Origin of the sequence: Lysobacter panacisoli (assembly GCF_009765165.1) — a bacterium.
GTDB classification, from domain to species: domain Bacteria; phylum Pseudomonadota; class Gammaproteobacteria; order Xanthomonadales; family Xanthomonadaceae; genus Lysobacter_J; species Lysobacter_J panacisoli.
Window position 1 is genome coordinate 1,881,499 of sequence record NZ_VLNU01000001.1, and the last position, 15,951, is coordinate 1,897,449.

The following is a 15,951-nucleotide window of genomic DNA, read 5'->3' on the forward strand; positions in this document are numbered from 1 at the left end:
GTGACTGACAACAACTCTTTCCATCTGGGCACGGCACGCCGGCAATCGCTGGCGACGCTGGACGCCGCCGCGCTGCGCGCGTCGCTGGTCGATTCCTTCCGCAAGCTGTCGCCGCGGCAGGCGCTGAAGAGCCCGATCATCGCGATCGTGCTGCTCGGCACGATCCTGTCCGCGCTGATCACCGTCGCGGTGCCGGGCAATACCGCCTTCGGCATCGCCGTCACCGTGATCCTGTTCGTGACGGTGCTGTTCGCCAACTTCGCCGAGGCCGTGGCCGAAGCGCGTGGACGCGGCCAGGCGGCCTCGCTGCGCGCGGCGCGACGCGATCTGGTCGCGCGTCGCCTCAATGGCCGCACCCGCGTCGCCGGCGAGAGCCGCGTCGCCGCGGCGACGCTGCGCCCGGGCGACTACGTGATCGTGACCGCCGGCGAGTTCGTTCCCGCCGATGGCGAGATCGTCGAAGGCGTGGCGACGATCAACGAAGCGGCCGTCACCGGTGAATCCGCGCCGGTGCTGCGCGAGGCGGGCACCGACCGTTCCGGCGTGATCGGCGGCACCAAGGTGCTGTCCGACGAGATCATCGTGCAGGTCAGCGCCGAACCCGGCCACAGCTTCCTCGATCGCATGATCGCTCTGGTCGAAGGCGCGAGCCGCCAGAAGACGCCGAACGAGATCGCGCTGACGATGCTGCTCGCGGCGATGACGCTGACCTTCCTGATCGTCGTCGCCACGCTGCCCGCGCTGGCCGGATTCGTCGGCGCCACGCTCGATCCGCTGCTGCTGATCGCGCTGCTGGTGTGCCTGATCCCGACCACCATCGGCGGCCTGCTGCCGGCCATCGGCATCGCCGGCATGAACCGCGCGCTGGCGGCCAACGTGCTGGCGAAGTCGGGCAAGGCGGTGGAAGTCGCGGGCGACGTGGACGTGCTGCTGCTCGACAAGACCGGAACGATCACCCACGGCGATCGCCAGGCGACTGCATTCCATCCGCTCGCAGGTGTCGATGTCGCGCGCCTGCGTGAAGCCGCGCTGCTGTCTTCGCTCGCCGACCCGACGCCGGAAGGCAAGTCGATCGTGAAACTGGCGCGCGAGCAGGGCACGGCGCTGCAGGATCCGGAGCGCGCCAACTATGTGCAGTTCAGCGCACAGACGCGCATGTCGGGCGTCGATCTACCAGATCCGAACGTCGACGGCGGCCTGCGCGTGATCCGCAAGGGTGCGGGCGACGCGATCGAACGCCACGTCGCCGCCCTCGCAGGTGCGGTACCGGCGGAACTGCGCGGCCGCATCGAGCAGATCGCACGCGGTGGCGCCACGCCGCTGGTGGTGAGCGAAGGCCGCCACGCGCTCGGCGTGATCGAGTTGTCGGACGTGGTCAAGCACGGCGTCAAGGAGCGCTTCGCGCGACTGCGTGCGATGGGCATCCGGACCGTGATGATCACCGGCGACAACCCGCTCACCGCTGCGGCTATCGCGGCCGAGGCGGGCGTCGACGATTACATCGCCGAAGCGCGGCCGGAAGACAAGCTCGCGCGCATCCGCGCCGAACAGGCCGGCGGTCGCCTGATCGCAATGGTCGGCGACGGCACCAACGATGCGCCCGCACTGGCGCAGGCCGACGTCGGCCTGGCGATGAACTCCGGCACGCAGGCGGCGAAGGAAGCCGGCAACATGGTCGATCTCGACAGCGATCCGGCCAAGCTGCTGGCGGTGGTCGAGGTCGGCAAGCAGCAGCTGATCACGCGCGGCGCACTGACCACGTTCTCGCTCGCCAACGACGTGTCGAAGTACTTCGCGATCCTGCCGGCGCTGTTCGCCGCCGCCATTCCGCAGATGGCCGCGCTCAACATCATGCAGCTGTCGAGCCCGACCAACGCGGTGCTCGCGGCGCTGGTATTCAACGCGCTCATCATCCCGGCGCTGATTCCGTTGGCGCTGAAGGGCGTGCGTTTCAAGCCCGCCAGCTCGGTCGCGTTGCTGCGCCGGAACATGCTGGTGTACGGCGTCGGTGGCGTGCTGCTGCCGTTCGCCGGCATCAAGCTCATCGATCTCGTCCTTGTCGCCGTGGGGTTCTGACATGTCGTCCCTGACTTCCCATCCAACCGTTACCGCATCGGACGCGAATGCGACCGAAGACCGCGGCACGCTGCGTGCGAGCGTGGTGTTCGCCGGCGTGATCCTGGTCGGCTTTGGGTTCCTGTACTCGCTTGGTGGCGCGCTGGCCGGCAACGTGCTGTTCCCGCACCAGGCCGGCGGCAGCATCGTCATGATCGACGGAAAAGCGCGCGGCTCGTCGCTGGTCGCGCAGCCGTTCGTCGATGCGCGCTACTTCCAGCCGCGTCCGTCCGCCGCCAACTACGATCCGATGGCCGCGGCCGGCAGCAACATGGCGCGCAGCAATCCCGACCTGCGCAAGCGCATCGACGAGCTGACGCAGGCGGTCGCACAGCGCGAGGGGATCTCGCCCGCGCAGGTGCCGGGCGAACTCGTCACGCAGTCAGGCGGAGGTCTCGATCCCGACCTGTCGCCGGCCGGGGCGCAGGTGCAGGTCGCGCGCGTCGCCCGCGAACGCGGACTCGACGTCGCCACGGTCGAGCGCCTCGTCGCCGAGCACACGCAAGGCCCGCAGCTTGGCCTGCTCGGTCCGCCGCGCGTGAACGTGCTCGCGCTGAACCTGGCGCTGGACGAACTCCAGGCGAAGCCACGCTGAGTCGCGCCGCATTCCGCATGGATGCGGCCGCCCGGTTCCGGTCCACCGGCGCCGGGCGTTTGCCCTTCCGACACGCGCCATCGCCCCGTTGCCCACTATCCTGTACGCGCCGCATCGCCCGGCGCACCGACCGAGCCCATGATCGAACGCAGCGAACAGGCCGACGCCCTCATCGGTGAGCTCAAGCGCCAGGGCGCGGGGCGCCTGACGATTTTCCTCGGCGCCGCGCCCGGGGTCGGCAAGACCTACACCATGCTCGGCCGCGCGCGCGAACTGCAGCGTCGCGGGCTCGACGTGGTGGTCGGCATCGCCGAGACCCACGGACGCGGCGAGACCGCCGCACTGCTCGATGGCCTGGAGGTGATGCCACGCAAGCGCATCGAGTACCAGGGCCGCATGCTGGACGAGCTCGACCTCGACGCACTGCTGGCGCGCAAGCCGGCGCTCGCGCTGGTCGACGAACTCGCGCACCGCAACGTGCCCGGCAGCCGCCACGAACGCCGCTGGCAGGACGTGGTGGAGCTGCTAGACGCCGGAATCGACGTCTACACGACGATCAACATCCAGCACCTGGAGAGTCTCAACGACGTCGTCCACCGCATCACCGGCGTGCGTGTGAGCGAAACCGTGCCCGATGCCGTGTTCGATCGGCTGCGCGACATCGTGCTGGTCGACCTGCCGCCGCGTGAGCTGATCGAGCGTTTGCAGCAGGGCAAGGTCTACGTGCCCGAACAGGCGGCGCAGGCGCTGCAGGCGTTCTTCTCGCCGAGCAACCTGACCGCGCTGCGCGAGCTGGCGATGCAGACCGCCGCCGACCGCGTCGACAGCGACCTGCGCGAGGCACAGGCCGCGCGCGGTCTGCCCGGCGTTCCGTTGCGGCGCGGCGTGATGGTCGCGATCGACGGCTGCGGCCAGTCCGAATACCTGGTGCGCGTGGCGCGCCGGCTCGCCGAACGCCGCGATTCGCCGTGGACGGTGGTGACGGTGCAGGGCGGTTCGCCGCGCGACGAGGCGCAACAGCTGGAGATCGACCGCGCGTTCGCGCTGGCGCGCCGGCTCGGCGGCGACGCGCTGGTTCTGCACGGCAACAGCATCGTCGACGCGCTGCTCGACCAGGCCGCGCGTTCGGGCGCCAGCACCATCGTGCTCGGCCGCACGCGCGAGCGTCCGCTGGCGCGCATGTTCAACCGCACGATCACGCAGCAGCTGCTGCAGCGCGGTGCGCATTACGAACTGACCATCGTCAGCACGCCGGAAGCGCGGGCCAAGTCGCGGCGCAGCTGGCGTTCGGTCGGCGGGCATCTGAGTCGCAGCGACGCGCTGCTCGCGCTCGCGTCGGCGACGCTGGCCACTGTTCTGGCATGGCTGGCCGAACGCTGGATCGCGCTGGACGACCTGTCGCTGATCTTCATCGTCGCCGTGGTGCTGGTCGCCGCGCGCACGCGCATGACGGCGGCGGTGATCGCGGCCGTGCTGTGCTTCCTCGCATACAACTTCTTCTTCATCGAACCGCGCTTCACCCTGATGATCGGTGCGCGCCAGGGCGCGATCACGGTGGTGTTGTTCCTGATCGCGGCGCTGGTCGCAGGCCGACTCGCCTCGAAACTGCGCATGCAGGTGCTGGCGCTGCGCGCGGCGAACGCGCAGGCGACCGAACTGCAGACGCTGGGCCGACAGCTCGCTTCGGCCGCCGATCTCGGCCAGGTGCTGCACGCCGGTCGCGATGCGTTGCGCCGCGCGCTCGATGCCGACGCGATGCTGCAGGTCGGCGAGCTGGTCGTTCACGGCGACAGCCTCGACGCGAAGGATCGCGCAGCCGCCGATTGGGCGATGCGCCATCGCCAGGCCGCGGGACGCTTCACCGACACGCTCGCCGGTTCCGACTGGTGGTTCCTGCCGATGGCGCTGGGCGAACGCCGCAGCGGCGTGGCCGGCGTGCGCATGCCGCCGGGGGTGAACCGCCTCAATGCCGAACAGCGTCGCCTGGTCGAGGCGATGGTCGAGGACATCGCGCAGGCGGTCGTGCGCACACACCTGGTGTCCGACCTGGAGGATGCACGCGTCGGCAGCGAAACCGAACGCCTGCGCTCGGCGCTGCTGTCGTCGGTCTCGCACGACCTGCGCTCTCCGCTGGCGTCGATCATCGGTTCGGCGAGCAGCCTGGACCACTACGGCGCGGCGATGAGCGAGCAGGACCGCCACGGGTTGCTGGAGACGATCCGCATCGAAGGCGAGCGACTGGACCGCTACATCCAGAACCTGCTCGACATGACGCGACTGGGCCACGGCGGCCTCGCGCTCAACCGCGACTGGATCGGCGTGGACGAGCTGATCGGCTCGGCGGTCACGCGCCTGCAGCGCTACGAGCCGGACACGCGGTTCGAGGTCGAAGTGGCGCCGGACCTCGCGCCGATCTGGCTGCATCCGGCGCTGGTCGAGCAGGCGCTGTTCAACGTGCTGGAGAACGCGGCGAAGTTCTCGCCGCCAGGCGAGCCGGTGGTCGTGCAGGTGCAGGAGCTGGATGGCCAGCTGCGCATCGACGTGCGCGATCGCGGTCCTGGCATTCCCGAAGACGAGCGCCGCCGCATCTTCGACATGTTCTACAGCGTCGAACGTGGCGATCGCGGCCGCCAGGGCACCGGCCTGGGGCTGGCGATCACGCAGGGCATGATCGGCGCGCACGGCGGCAGCGTGGAGGCGCTGCCCGGCCCGGACGGGCGCGGCACGACCATCCGCATCACGTTGCCGAGGATCACGCCGTGAATGCGGCCCGCTCCTGCGAGAATGGGGGCGTCCGGTCCGACGGCCACGGCACACGCGAACTTCGATGAGCGACGCGACCCCCACCGCTTCCACCACACCGCCGCGCATCCTGGTGGTGGACGATGAACCGCAGATCCGCCGGTTCCTCGAGATCAGCCTGCGCGCGCAGGGCTACGCGGTGGAAACCGCGGAGACCGGGCAGGGCGGACTGGAAGCGCTGGCGACGCACGGCGCGGATTTGGTGATCCTCGATCTCGGCCTGCCCGATCGCGATGGGCAGGACGTGCTGCGCGAACTACGGCAATGGTCGACGACGCCGGTGATCCTGCTGACCGTGCGCTCGCACGAAGCGGAGAAGGTCGCGGGACTGGACTCGGGTGCGAACGACTACGTCACTAAACCCTTCAGTGCTCAGGAGCTGATGGCGCGCGTGCGCGCGCTGCTGCGCACGCGCAGCGCCGGCACCGATGCGCCGCCGCGTTACGACGACGGGCAACTGCACATCGACCTGCTGCGCCGCGAAGTGCGATTGAACGGCGAAGCGGTGACGCTCGCGCGCAAGGAATATGCGCTACTGGAGCTGTTGGTGCGTCACGCCGGGCGGGTGGTCACGCAGCCGCAGATCCTGAAGGAGCTGTGGGGGCCGACGCACCAGGACGACACGCACTACCTGCGCGTGCTGGTCGGCAAGTTGCGCCACAAGCTTGGCGACGATGCGGCGCGGCCGCGCTACATCGCGACCGAAGCGGGCGTCGGGCTGAAGTTCATCGGCCAGGACAAGGACGGCTAGGCCGTCGTGGCGTTCGCGCGCGCGATCTCCAGCGAGCCGGTGCCCTGCGACGAAGGGTCCTGCAACGGCGATGCCGCGCGGCTGTGCAGGTAGGCGTATCCGAGCAGCGCGACCAGAAGGGTCGACAGGACCAGCATCAGTGCGTGGCGGGCTTTCATCGGGCTTGCCTCGTCAGCGTGGCGGCTCGTCGCGATCGCGATGATCTCGCGGGTCGCGGGGGTCAGCGTCCCGCTTGCGCTCGGGCGGCGTCGCGCCACCGCTTCGGGAGTCGGTGAAGCGGCCCTTCTCGTCGCGACGCTGGTGTCGTTTGTCGCTGCTGGAAGACGTCGATCCGCTCTTGTCCGTCATGCGCGTGCCCCGCGATGGAACCCGCCGACGATTCTGTCGGTGCGCAGGTAAAGAAACGGCAAATACGCATGAACGCACGTGCAACCATCACGATGCGTTCACCACGCACGCACAGTTCAGATTCGCGCGAGTGCGATCACCGCGTGGATGCGGGAGCAGTCGCGCGCTTGCGATAGACCACGATGATCACCAGGTCTTCGCTGCCGCGCTGCGCGAGCGCGTGCGTGCTGCCGTCGCGGGTGAGGATCGCATCGCCCGGGCCGACGTCGCGACGCTTGCCGTCGAGCAGCAGCTCGCCGCGACCGGACAGCACGTAGTAGATCTCGTCCTTGTCGTTGCGGTGCTCGCCGATGGTCGCGCCCGGGTGCAGCGCACGCTGGCGGAACACGATGTCGAAACCTTCGGCGTCCTCGAAGAACGGATACGCCGTGGTCGTGCCCTGGCCCTCGTGCGGGCCGGGCTGCTGCACCGCGATGCCGCGCGCCTGCTGGACGTACGAATCGCGGCGCGGTTCGCCGGCGTACGCGGTGGCGAGCACGACGCCAGCGAGCAGGAAAGCAACGGCCTTGCGCATCGTCGCGAACTCCTTCGGCTGAAGTTGCAGCGCCCTCCCCTGCGTGCAGGGGAGGGGATGTACTCAACGCGCCAGCCAGCCGCCGTCGACCGGGATGATCGCGCCGTTGACGTAGTCGGATGCGGTCGACGCGAGGAACACCGCCGTGCCGCCCAGGTCGGCCGGCGTGCCCCAGCGACCGGCGGGAATGCGGCCGAGGATCTCCGCGCTGCGCTGTTCGTCGGCGCGCAGCTGGGCGGTGTTGTCGGTCGCCATGTAGCCCGGCGCGATCGCGTTGACGTTGATGCCCTTGTTCGCCCATTCGTTGGCGAGCAGGCGGGTGATGCCGGCGATGCCGCTCTTGCTCGCGGTGTACGAGGGCACGCGGATGCCGCCCTGGAACGACAGCATCGAGGCGATGTTGAGGATCTTGCCGCCGCCGTTGGCGATCATGTGCCGGCCCGCGGCCTGGGCCATGAAGAACGCGCCCTTGATGTTCACGTTCATCACGTCGTCCCAGTCCTTCTCGGTGAAATCCACCGCGTCGGCGCGACGGATCAGGCCGGCGTTGTTGACCAGGATGTGGAGTCCGCCGAGGCCTTCGACTGCTTCGCGCACGACGCGGTCGATCGGTTCCAGGCTCGACAGGTTCGCCTCGATCGCGACGAAGCGGCGGCCGAGCGCGCGCACCTTCTGCTCCGTTTCGGTCGGCGGCGCGATGCCGGCGGCTGCGATGTCCGCGCCGGCTTCGGCGAGCGCGAGGGCGATGCCCTGTCCCAGGCCGGTGTTGGCGCCGGTGACCAGCGCGACCTTGCCTTCGAGACTGAACGGATTGGCCATGAACACTTCCCCTTTCGTGTGCTGGATGGCCGGCGCGCGACACGCGCCGGCGCGGGTTGGGCGGACGGTTACTTGAGCTGGCAGATGTCCAGCTGGTTCATGTCGGTGTAGTCGAGGTTCTCGCCGCCCATCGCCCAGATGAAGCAGTAGTTCTTCGTGCCCGAGCCCATGTGGATCGACCACGGCGGCGACACCACCGCCTCGTCGTTGGCGATCACGAGATGGCGCATGTCGGCCGGATCGCCCATGAAATGCATGACGCGCTGGTCGCCCAGGTCGAAGTAGAAATAGACCTCGGAGCGGCGGTCGTGCAGGTGCGGCGGCATGGTGTTCCACACGCTGCCGGGCTTGAGGATGGTCAGGCCGAGCAGCAGCTGGCAGGACTTCACCGTGGCCGGGACGATGTACTGGTAGATCGTGCGTTCGTTCGACGTCTCCAGCGCGCCGCGCTCGAGCGGAACCGCCTGCGCGATGGAGATGTGCTTGGCTTCGAAGCGCGCGTGCGCCGGGGTCGAGGCGAGGTAGAACTTCGCCGGGTTGGCGGCGTCGTTCGAGGCGAACTCGACCTGCTCGCTGCCCATCGGCACGTACAGGCCGTCCTTCGGCGCCAGCGTGAACGCGGTGCCGTCCACCGTGACCGTGCCCGTGCCGCCGCCGACATTGACGATGCCCAGCTCGCGGCGCTGCAGGAACGGCTGGCCGGCGGCCGAGGCCGGCTCGGTCTGCTTCGGCAGCGACACCGGCGCGGTGGTCGGGGCGGCGCCGCCGATCACGAAGCGCTCGTTGTGGGAGTAGTTCAGGACCACTTGGCCCGGCGCGAACAGGCCGTCGATGAGGTAGCGCTCGCGCAGCTGGTCGTTGCTGGCGCCGGCCATCATGTCCGGGTGGGTGGCGTGGTAGGTCTTGCGGAACATCGGGCCTCCGGAGTGGTTCTTGCCGGCGCGCGCGGGCTGCGCGGCGGGCGATGGCGGGATGATAACGGGGTTTTGGTAACCGGTGTCAAAAGCGCGGGCCGGGGTCCGGATTGGCCCTCCCGCCACCCCCGGGACAGGCCAAACGGCAGGGGGAACCGACCCGGCGGCGTTGTAGTCTCGCCGGGCCGCTCGTGCCGGCCGCCTTTCCGGGAGGAGGGTCGCAACGCACGACACCGCCGGGGAGATCCGATGAAGAAGGCAAGCCTGCAGTGCCTGCTGTCCACGCTCGTCGCGCTCGTTCCGCTGTGGGCGGGCGCACACGACATCCCCGCCACCGACGCGATCGACGCGAAGGTCCGCGGCGTCATGCAGCGCACCGGCGCGCAGGGACTGGCGATCGCGGTGATCGAGCGCGGCCGGCCGACCTACGTGCAGGCCTACGGTGTGCGTAACGGCAAGGGCGATCCGCTGGCCACGGACACCGTGATGTACGCCGCGTCGCTGACCAAACCGCTGTTCGCCTACACCGTGGTGCGGCTGGCCGAGCAGGGCCGGCTCGACCTCGACACCTCCATCGCCTCGTATCTGCCGCGACCGCTGCCCGAGTACACCGGTGAGGACATCGCCGACCGCTACGCCGACTGGACTGCCCTGGATGAGCGCTGGCGCAGGCTCACCCCGCGCATCTTCCTGACCCACTCGCCGGGCTTCGCCAATTTCGGCTTCCTCGAACCCGACGAGAAGCTGCACTTCCACTTCGATCCCGGCGCGCGCTACGCGTATTCGGGCGATGGCCTCAACACGCTCCAGTTCGTGATGGAGGCCGGCCTGGGCATCGACCTGCGCACGGAAACCGACCGCGTGTTCGCGCAGCTCGGAATGCCGCGTACCAGCATGATCTGGCGCGCGGACTTCGCCACGAACCTCGCCGACGGCTGGGACGCGAACGGCCGCATCGAGCCGCACGACGAGCGGTCCAAGGTGCGCGCGGCCGGCTCGATGGACACCACCATCGCCGACTTCGCGAAGTTCGCCGCCGCGTTCGTGCGCGGCGACGGCCTCTCGCGCAAGGCGCATGCGCAGATGCTGCGCGCGAACCTGCCGATCACCACGCGCTCGCAGTTCCCGTCGCTGCAACCCGAGCTGCCGCCGCAGGAGCGCCGGCGCGACCTCGCCGCGGGCCTGGGCGTGGTGGTGTTCGACGGCCCGCAGGGCGCGGGCTTCTTCAAGGGCGGCCACAACGACACCACCGGCAACACCTGGGTGTGCGTGCAGCGCAGGCAGCGGTGCCTGGTGGTCCTGTCCAACGACGTGCGCGCCGAACGCGGCTTCGCGGAACTGGTCGAGTACGTCCTCGGCGATACCGGCGTGCCGTACGACTGGGAATACGGCCCGGCGAAGGACTGAGCGACGCGACGCCCGGCGCCGTATCGGCCCGATTCGGCACAGTACGCCTGCGACGGTTTCCCGTCCCCGCACGACGCAGTCCACAGTTTTCATGCGTCGGCCGGTGCGTCGGGCGGACGTCTAGCCCGAACGTCACTTGACGCCACACGATCCCCCTGCCCACAGTCCGAACGCTTTGTCTCGTTCGCTTGCCTGCCGCGTCGCCGCGACGTCGTGCGGGCCCATCCGGGGGTAATACAACAGTGGATAGACGCTCCTTCCTGACGATGTCCGGCATCGGCGTGGCCGGCCTCATGCTGCCGTTCGGCCGCTCGATCGCCGCCGACGCCCTGATCACCACCATCGACGTGGGCAAGAAAAAGGCCCTCGCCGATGCCGCGCTCGCCGCCGCCACTTCGGCCGGTGCGAGCTACTGCGACGTGCGCATCGGCCGCTACCTGCGCCAGTTCGTGATCACGCGCGAGGACAAGGTCCAGAACGTGGTCAACACCGAATCCACCGGCGTCGGCGTGCGCGTGCTCGTCCACGGCGCGTGGGGCTTCAGCGCGACCAACGAGCTGAGCACGCAGGGCGTGGTCAAGGCCGCGCAGCAGGCCGCCGCCATCGCCCGCGCCAATGCCAAGACGCAGACCGCGCCGGTGCAGCTGGCCAAGGCGCCGGGCGTGGGCGAGGTCAGCTGGAAGACGCCGATCCGCAAGAATTCGATGGAAGTGCCGCTCAAGGACAAGGTCGACCTGCTGCTGGGCGTGAACGCCGCGGCGATCAACGCCGGCGCCAGCTTCGTCAACTCGATGCTGTTCCTGGTCAACGAGCAGAAGTACTTCGCCTCGACCGACGGCAGCTACATCGACCAGGACGTCCACCGCATCTGGGCGCCGATGACGGTCACCGCCATCGACAAGGCCAGCGGCAAGTTCCGCACCCGCGAAGGCCTGTCCTCGCCGATGGGCATGGGCTTCGAATACCTCGACGGCGCGAAGTCTGGCAAGGTCATCTCGCCCAACGGCGTGGTCAACTACGGCCTGTCGTACGACATGACCGAAGACGCGATCGCCTCGGCCAAGCAGGCCCGCGCCAAGCTCACCGCGCCGTCGGTGAAGCCGGGCAAGTACGACCTGGTGCTCGACCCGTCGCACACCTGGCTGACCATCCACGAGTCGATCGGCCATCCGCTCGAACTCGACCGCGTGCTCGGCTACGAGGCCAACTACGCCGGCACCAGCTTCGCCACGCTCGACAAGCGCGAGCAGAAGTTCCAGTACGGCAGCGCCAACGTCAACGTCTTCGCCGACAAGATCCAGCCGGGCAGCCTCGGCGCGGTCGGTTACGACGACGAAGGCGTGAAGACCAAGAAGTGGGACCTCATCAGCGAAGGCAAACTGGTCGATTACCAGACCATCCGCGACCAGGCCCACATTCTCGGCAAGACCGAATCCGACGGCTGCTGCTATGCCGACTCGTGGTCGAGCGTGCAGTTCCAGCGCATGGCCAACGTCTCGCTGGCGCCGGGCAAGAACAAGCTCAGCGTCGCCGACATGATCAAGGACGTCGAGAACGGCATCTACATCATCGGCGACGGCTCGTTCTCGATCGACCAGCAGCGCTACAACGCGCAGTTCGGCGGCCAGCTGTTCTACGAGATCAAGAACGGCCAGATCACCCGCCAGATCGAGGACGTGGCCTACCAGATCCGCACGCCGGAATTCTGGAACGCCTGCGTCGCGGTCTGCGACGACAGCGACTACCGCCTGGGCGGTTCGTTCTTCGACGGCAAGGGCCAGCCGGGCCAGGTGTCCGCGGTCTCGCACGGTTCGAGCACGGCGCGCTTCAACGGCATCAACGTCATCAACACCGCCCGCAGCCTCGGCTGATCGCGCCTGGAGACCCAACGCATGAGCATTTTCACCGAAGAACAGGCCAAGGCCATCCTGGACAAGGTCATCAAGCTGTCCAAGGCGGACCAGTGCAGCGCGACGCTGGCCGGTTCGGTCGACGGCAACATCCGTTTCGCCCTGAACAACATCTCCACCAGCGGCATCGTCGACAACACCGAGCTGGCCGTGGAAGTCGCGTTCGGCAACCGCGTCGGTACCGCCACCATCAACGAGTTCGACGATGCCGCGCTTGAACGCGTCGTGCGTCGTGCCGAGGACCTGGCGCGCCTGGCGCCGGAGAACCCCGAGTTCATGCCGGCGATCGACAAGCAGGCCTACAAGGCCAGCCCGACTTTCAGCCAGTCCACCGCGGCGATCACGCCCGAGTACCGCGCCAAGGTCGCGGCCGACTCGATCGCGCCGTGCCGTGGCGACAAGCTGATTGCGGCCGGCTTCCTCGAGGACGGCCACAACTTCGTCGCCATCGCCAACAGCAACGGCAACTTCGCCTACCAGCGCGGCAGCAACTTCAACTACACCTGCACGGTGCGCACCGAAGACGGCCGCGGTTCTGGCTGGGTCGGCCGCAACCTCAAGGACGCGTCCGACTTCAAGGCCGATGCCGACATCCGCACCGCCATGCGCAAGGCCACCGAATCGGCCGAAGCCAAGGCGCTGGAGCCGGGCAAGTACACGGTGATCCTGGAACCGGCCGCGGCCGCGGGCCTGATCTCGTTCATGATGAATTTCTTCGACGCGCGCCAGGCCGACGAAGGCCGCAGCTTCCTGTCGAAGAAGGGCGGCGGCAACAAGCTCGGCGAGCAGGTCTACGATCCGCGCGTGAACATCAGCGCCGACCCGTGGGACGAGCGCGCGCCGGTGCTGCCGTGGGACAACGAAGGCCTGCCGCGCGAGAAGATGGCGATCGTCGAGAACGGCAAGGTCGTCGCGCTCAACTATTCGCGCTTCTGGGCGAAGAAGCAGGGCAAGCGCGCGGTCGGCGAGCCGGGCAACCTGCTCGTCGCCGGCGGCGACAAGACCACCGCGCAGCTGGTGGCGAGCACGCAGAAGGGCATCCTGGTCACGCGCACCTGGTACATCCGCATGGTCGATCCGCAGACCGTGCTGCTGACCGGCCTCACGCGCGACGGCACGTTCTACATCGAGAACGGCCAGATCAAGCACCCGGTGAAGAACTTCCGCTTCAACGAATCGCCGGTGATCATGCTCAACAACATCGAGGAACTCGGCAAGCCGGTGCGCGTTGCCGGTGACGAATCCTCGTTCGTGATGATGATCCCGCCGATGAAGCTGCGCGACTTCACCTTCACCTCGCTTTCGGATGCGGTCTGATCAGTGCAACGTCGTGATTTCCTGAACTTCACCGGTCTCGGTCTCGCCGGCCTGCTGCTGCCTTACGGCCGCAGCATCGCCGCCGAGGCGCTGCTGGAACCGGTCGACACCGCGCGCCGTCGGCTCCTCGCCGACGCCGCGCTCACCACCGCCCGCGCCGGCGGCGCGCAGTACTGCGACGTGCGCGTGGGCCGGTACCTGCGCCAGTCGGTGATCACGCGCGAAACCCGCGTGGAGAACGTGGTCAACGCCGAGTCTTCCGGCGTCGGCATCCGCGTGCTCGCCGACGGTGCGTGGGGCTTCGCCGCCACGAACGTGCAGACGCCGGACGCGGTGGCGCAGGCCACGCGCACCGCGCTCGCCATCGCCCGTGCGAACGGACGCAACCAGACGCGCAAGGTCGAACTCGCCCCGGTCAAGGGCGTGGGCGAGGTGCGCTGGGCCACGCCGGTCGCGAAGAACGCGATGGCGGTGCCGCTCAAGGACAAGGTCGACCTCCTGCTCGGCGTCAACGCCGCGGCGATGAAGGCCGGCGCGGACTTCTTCAACTCGACGCTGTTCCTGGTCAACGAGCAGAAGTACTTCGCGTCCACCGACGGCAGCTACATCGACCAGGACGTGCACCGCATCTGGCTGCCGTTCACCGCGACCGCGGTGGACAAGGCCAGCGGCAAATTCCGCACGCGCAACGGCCTGTCCGCGCCGATGGGCATGGGCTACGAATACCTCGACGCCGATCCCGCCGGCCGCTTCGCGCTGCCCGGCGGCGTGGTCGCGTACGGGCGCAGCTACGACGTGATGGAAGACGCGGTCGCCGCCGCGCGCGACGCGCGCGCCAAGCTCAAGGCGCCGTCGGTCAAGCCGGGCAAGTACGACCTGGTGATCGATCCGTCCAACCTGTTCCTGACGATCCACGAGAACGTCGGCCATCCGCTCGAACTCGACCGCGTGCTCGGCTACGAGGCCAACTACGCGGGCACCAGCTTCGCCACGCTCGACAAGCGCGACCAGGGCTATCGCTGGGGCAGTCCGATCGTCAACTTCGTCGCCGACAAGACGCGGCCGGGCAGCCTCGGTGCGGTCGGTTACGACGACGAAGGCGTTAAGACGAAGCAGTGGGACCTGGTGCGCGACGGCATCCTCGTCGACTACCAGGCCACGCGCGACGAGGCGCATATCCTCGGCCACGCTGAATCGCACGGTTGCAGCTACGCCGATTCGTGGTCGAGCGTGCAGTTCCAGCGCATGGCCAACGTGTCGCTGATGCCGGGCAAGACGCCGCTCAGCGTCGCCGACATGGTCAAGGACGTGGAGAACGGCCTGTACATCCACGGCCGCGGCTCGTACTCGATCGACCAGCAGCGCTACAACGCGCAGTTCGGCGGCCAGCTGTTCTACGAGATCAAGAACGGCAAGGTCACCGGCCTGGTCGAGGACGGCGCGTACCAGATCCGCACGCCGGAATTCTGGAACGCCTGCGCCGCGATCTGCGACGAGCGGGATTTCCGCGTGCACGGTTCGTTCTTCGATGGCAAGGGCCAGCCCAGCCAGGTGTCCGCTGTTTCGCACGGTTCCAGCACCACGCGGTTCAACGGCATCAACGTCATCAATACCGCGCGTTCGATATGAACCGCGCGCAGTTCCTCCGCCTGATGCTCGCGGGCGCGGCGGGGGCGCTGCTGCCGCAGCCGTGGACGGGCGCGCGCGCCGCGAGCGTGGAGTACGACTTCTGGCTCACCCGCCTGAAGTACGACTCCGGCGACTGGGACGTCGACCAGCGCATGCCGGCGAACCTGATCACGTCGCTGATCGACTACACGACCCTGCGCGTGGACCCGAAGGAACACGTGCTGGCGCTGGCCGATCCGAAGATGCTGACGGCGCCGTTCTGCTACCTCGCCGGGCACAAGCTCGTCGAGTTCAACCCGGCCGAGCGGCGCAACTTCGAACGCTACGTGCGCAACGGCGGCTTCGTGTTCGTGGACGACTGCAACCACGACATCGACGGCCTGTTCGCCAAGTCGTTCGAAGCGCAGATGCGTTCGATCTTCGGTCCGAAGGCGCTGAAGAAGCTGCCCAACAACCACGCGCTGTACCGCAGCTTCTTCGAGTTCAAGGACGGCCCGCCCGCGACCGGTTTCGAACTCAACGGCTGGGGCGACGACCTGGTGCACGATTACCTGCAGGGCATCGAGATCGACGGACGGCTGGGCGTGCTCTACAGCAACAAGGACTACGGTTGCGAGTGGGACTACGACTGGCGCAACAAGCGTTTCCTGGCCGAGGACAACACGAGGTTCGCGGTCAATATCGTGATGTATGCATTGAGCAGCTGAATTCCCTCTCCCTGGCGCTGCGCGCCTGTCCCTCTCCCGCAAGGGGAGAGGGCAAAGCACGGC

The 15,951-nt window shown here is 68.3% G+C and carries 14 protein-coding genes; 9 read left to right on the plus strand and 5 right to left on the minus strand.

Annotated elements, in window-relative coordinates; genetic code table 11:
* The 4 genes from kdpB (at window position 1) to FOF45_RS08885 (ending at window position 6,263) form a co-directional block, all read left to right on the plus strand.
* On the plus strand, window positions 1-2,076 hold the full coding sequence (kdpB, locus tag FOF45_RS08870) for a potassium-transporting ATPase subunit KdpB (RefSeq protein WP_325063848.1): 2,076 nt from the start codon (window positions 1-3) through the stop codon (window positions 2,074-2,076).
* Window position 2,077: 1 nt separating this feature from the next.
* Complete coding sequence (kdpC, locus tag FOF45_RS08875; protein WP_158984042.1) at window positions 2,078-2,710, plus strand: potassium-transporting ATPase subunit KdpC; 633 nt, start codon at window positions 2,078-2,080, stop codon at window positions 2,708-2,710.
* Between the two features lie 138 nt (window positions 2,711-2,848).
* On the plus strand, window positions 2,849-5,473 hold the full coding sequence (locus tag FOF45_RS08880) for a sensor histidine kinase (protein ID WP_158984044.1): 2,625 nt from the start codon (window positions 2,849-2,851) through the stop codon (window positions 5,471-5,473).
* Window positions 5,474-5,537: 64 nt separating this feature from the next.
* Window positions 5,538-6,263 carry a response regulator transcription factor gene (locus FOF45_RS08885; RefSeq protein ID WP_158984046.1) on the plus strand — a complete coding sequence of 242 codons (726 nt, stop codon included), beginning with the start codon at window positions 5,538-5,540 and terminating at the stop codon, window positions 6,261-6,263.
* Here the strand turns inward: FOF45_RS08885 and FOF45_RS08890 are convergent.
* From FOF45_RS08890 to kduI, 5 genes are all read right to left on the minus strand, one after another.
* Complete coding sequence (locus tag FOF45_RS08890) at window positions 6,260-6,421, minus strand: hypothetical protein (protein WP_158984048.1); 162 nt, start codon at window positions 6,419-6,421, stop codon at window positions 6,260-6,262. The two genes, FOF45_RS08885 and FOF45_RS08890, sit on opposite strands and share 4 nt — an antisense overlap.
* A gap of 13 nt (window positions 6,422-6,434) precedes the next feature.
* Window positions 6,435-6,611, minus strand: a complete 177-nt coding sequence (locus FOF45_RS08895) for a hypothetical protein (protein ID WP_158984050.1) — start codon at window positions 6,609-6,611, stop codon at window positions 6,435-6,437.
* Between the two features lie 136 nt (window positions 6,612-6,747).
* Window positions 6,748-7,185: a cupin domain-containing protein gene (locus FOF45_RS08900; RefSeq protein ID WP_158984052.1), complete on the minus strand. Its 438-nt coding sequence runs from the start codon at window positions 7,183-7,185 to the stop codon at window positions 6,748-6,750.
* A 63-nt stretch (window positions 7,186-7,248) separates the two neighbouring features.
* Window positions 7,249-8,004, minus strand: coding sequence for a 2-dehydro-3-deoxy-D-gluconate 5-dehydrogenase KduD (gene kduD, locus FOF45_RS08905; protein ID WP_158984054.1), 756 nt, complete (start codon window positions 8,002-8,004; stop codon window positions 7,249-7,251).
* A gap of 68 nt (window positions 8,005-8,072) precedes the next feature.
* Window positions 8,073-8,918, minus strand: coding sequence for a 5-dehydro-4-deoxy-D-glucuronate isomerase (gene kduI / locus FOF45_RS08910; protein ID WP_158984056.1), 846 nt, complete (start codon window positions 8,916-8,918; stop codon window positions 8,073-8,075).
* 249 nt (window positions 8,919-9,167) lie between these two features.
* Between kduI and FOF45_RS08915 the strand changes: the two genes are divergently transcribed.
* The 5 genes from FOF45_RS08915 (at window position 9,168) to FOF45_RS08935 (ending at window position 15,888) form a co-directional block, all read left to right on the plus strand.
* On the plus strand, window positions 9,168-10,325 hold the full coding sequence (locus tag FOF45_RS08915) for a serine hydrolase domain-containing protein (RefSeq protein ID WP_158984058.1): 1,158 nt from the start codon (window positions 9,168-9,170) through the stop codon (window positions 10,323-10,325).
* Window positions 10,326-10,567: 242 nt separating this feature from the next.
* On the plus strand, window positions 10,568-12,196 hold the full coding sequence (locus FOF45_RS08920; protein WP_199244461.1) for a TldD/PmbA family protein: 1,629 nt from the start codon (window positions 10,568-10,570) through the stop codon (window positions 12,194-12,196).
* Window positions 12,197-12,217: 21 nt separating this feature from the next.
* On the plus strand, window positions 12,218-13,552 hold the full coding sequence (locus FOF45_RS08925) for a TldD/PmbA family protein (protein WP_158984060.1): 1,335 nt from the start codon (window positions 12,218-12,220) through the stop codon (window positions 13,550-13,552).
* 3 nt (window positions 13,553-13,555) lie between these two features.
* Window positions 13,556-15,181 (plus strand): TldD/PmbA family protein, encoded by a 1,626-nt coding sequence (locus FOF45_RS08930; RefSeq protein ID WP_199244462.1) that lies wholly within the window; start codon window positions 13,556-13,558, stop codon window positions 15,179-15,181.
* Complete coding sequence (locus FOF45_RS08935; RefSeq protein WP_158984062.1) at window positions 15,178-15,888, plus strand: DUF4159 domain-containing protein; 711 nt, start codon at window positions 15,178-15,180, stop codon at window positions 15,886-15,888. The genes FOF45_RS08930 and FOF45_RS08935 overlap by 4 nt, the downstream gene beginning before the upstream one ends.
* Window positions 15,889-15,951: the final 63 nt, after the last annotated feature.

Bases quoted from the DNA above. Each gene is read 5' to 3' on its own strand.
- kdpC (WP_158984042.1), top strand. From the start codon at position 2,078: ATGTCGTCCCTGACTTCCCATCCAACCGTTACCGCATCGGACGCGAAT.
- FOF45_RS08880 (WP_158984044.1), top strand. From the start codon at position 2,849: ATGATCGAACGCAGCGAACAGGCCGACGCCCTCATCGGTGAGCTCAAG.
- FOF45_RS08885 (WP_158984046.1), top strand. From the start codon at position 5,538: ATGAGCGACGCGACCCCCACCGCTTCCACCACACCGCCGCGCATCCTG.
- FOF45_RS08890 (WP_158984048.1), bottom strand. From the start codon at position 6,421: ATGAAAGCCCGCCACGCACTGATGCTGGTCCTGTCGACCCTTCTGGTC.
- FOF45_RS08895 (WP_158984050.1), bottom strand. From the start codon at position 6,611: ATGACGGACAAGAGCGGATCGACGTCTTCCAGCAGCGACAAACGACAC.
- FOF45_RS08900 (WP_158984052.1), bottom strand. From the start codon at position 7,185: ATGCGCAAGGCCGTTGCTTTCCTGCTCGCTGGCGTCGTGCTCGCCACC.
- kduD (WP_158984054.1), bottom strand. From the start codon at position 8,004: ATGGCCAATCCGTTCAGTCTCGAAGGCAAGGTCGCGCTGGTCACCGGC.
- kduI (WP_158984056.1), bottom strand. From the start codon at position 8,918: ATGTTCCGCAAGACCTACCACGCCACCCACCCGGACATGATGGCCGGC.
- FOF45_RS08915 (WP_158984058.1), top strand. From the start codon at position 9,168: ATGAAGAAGGCAAGCCTGCAGTGCCTGCTGTCCACGCTCGTCGCGCTC.
- FOF45_RS08925 (WP_158984060.1), top strand. From the start codon at position 12,218: ATGAGCATTTTCACCGAAGAACAGGCCAAGGCCATCCTGGACAAGGTC.
- FOF45_RS08935 (WP_158984062.1), top strand. From the start codon at position 15,178: ATGAACCGCGCGCAGTTCCTCCGCCTGATGCTCGCGGGCGCGGCGGGG.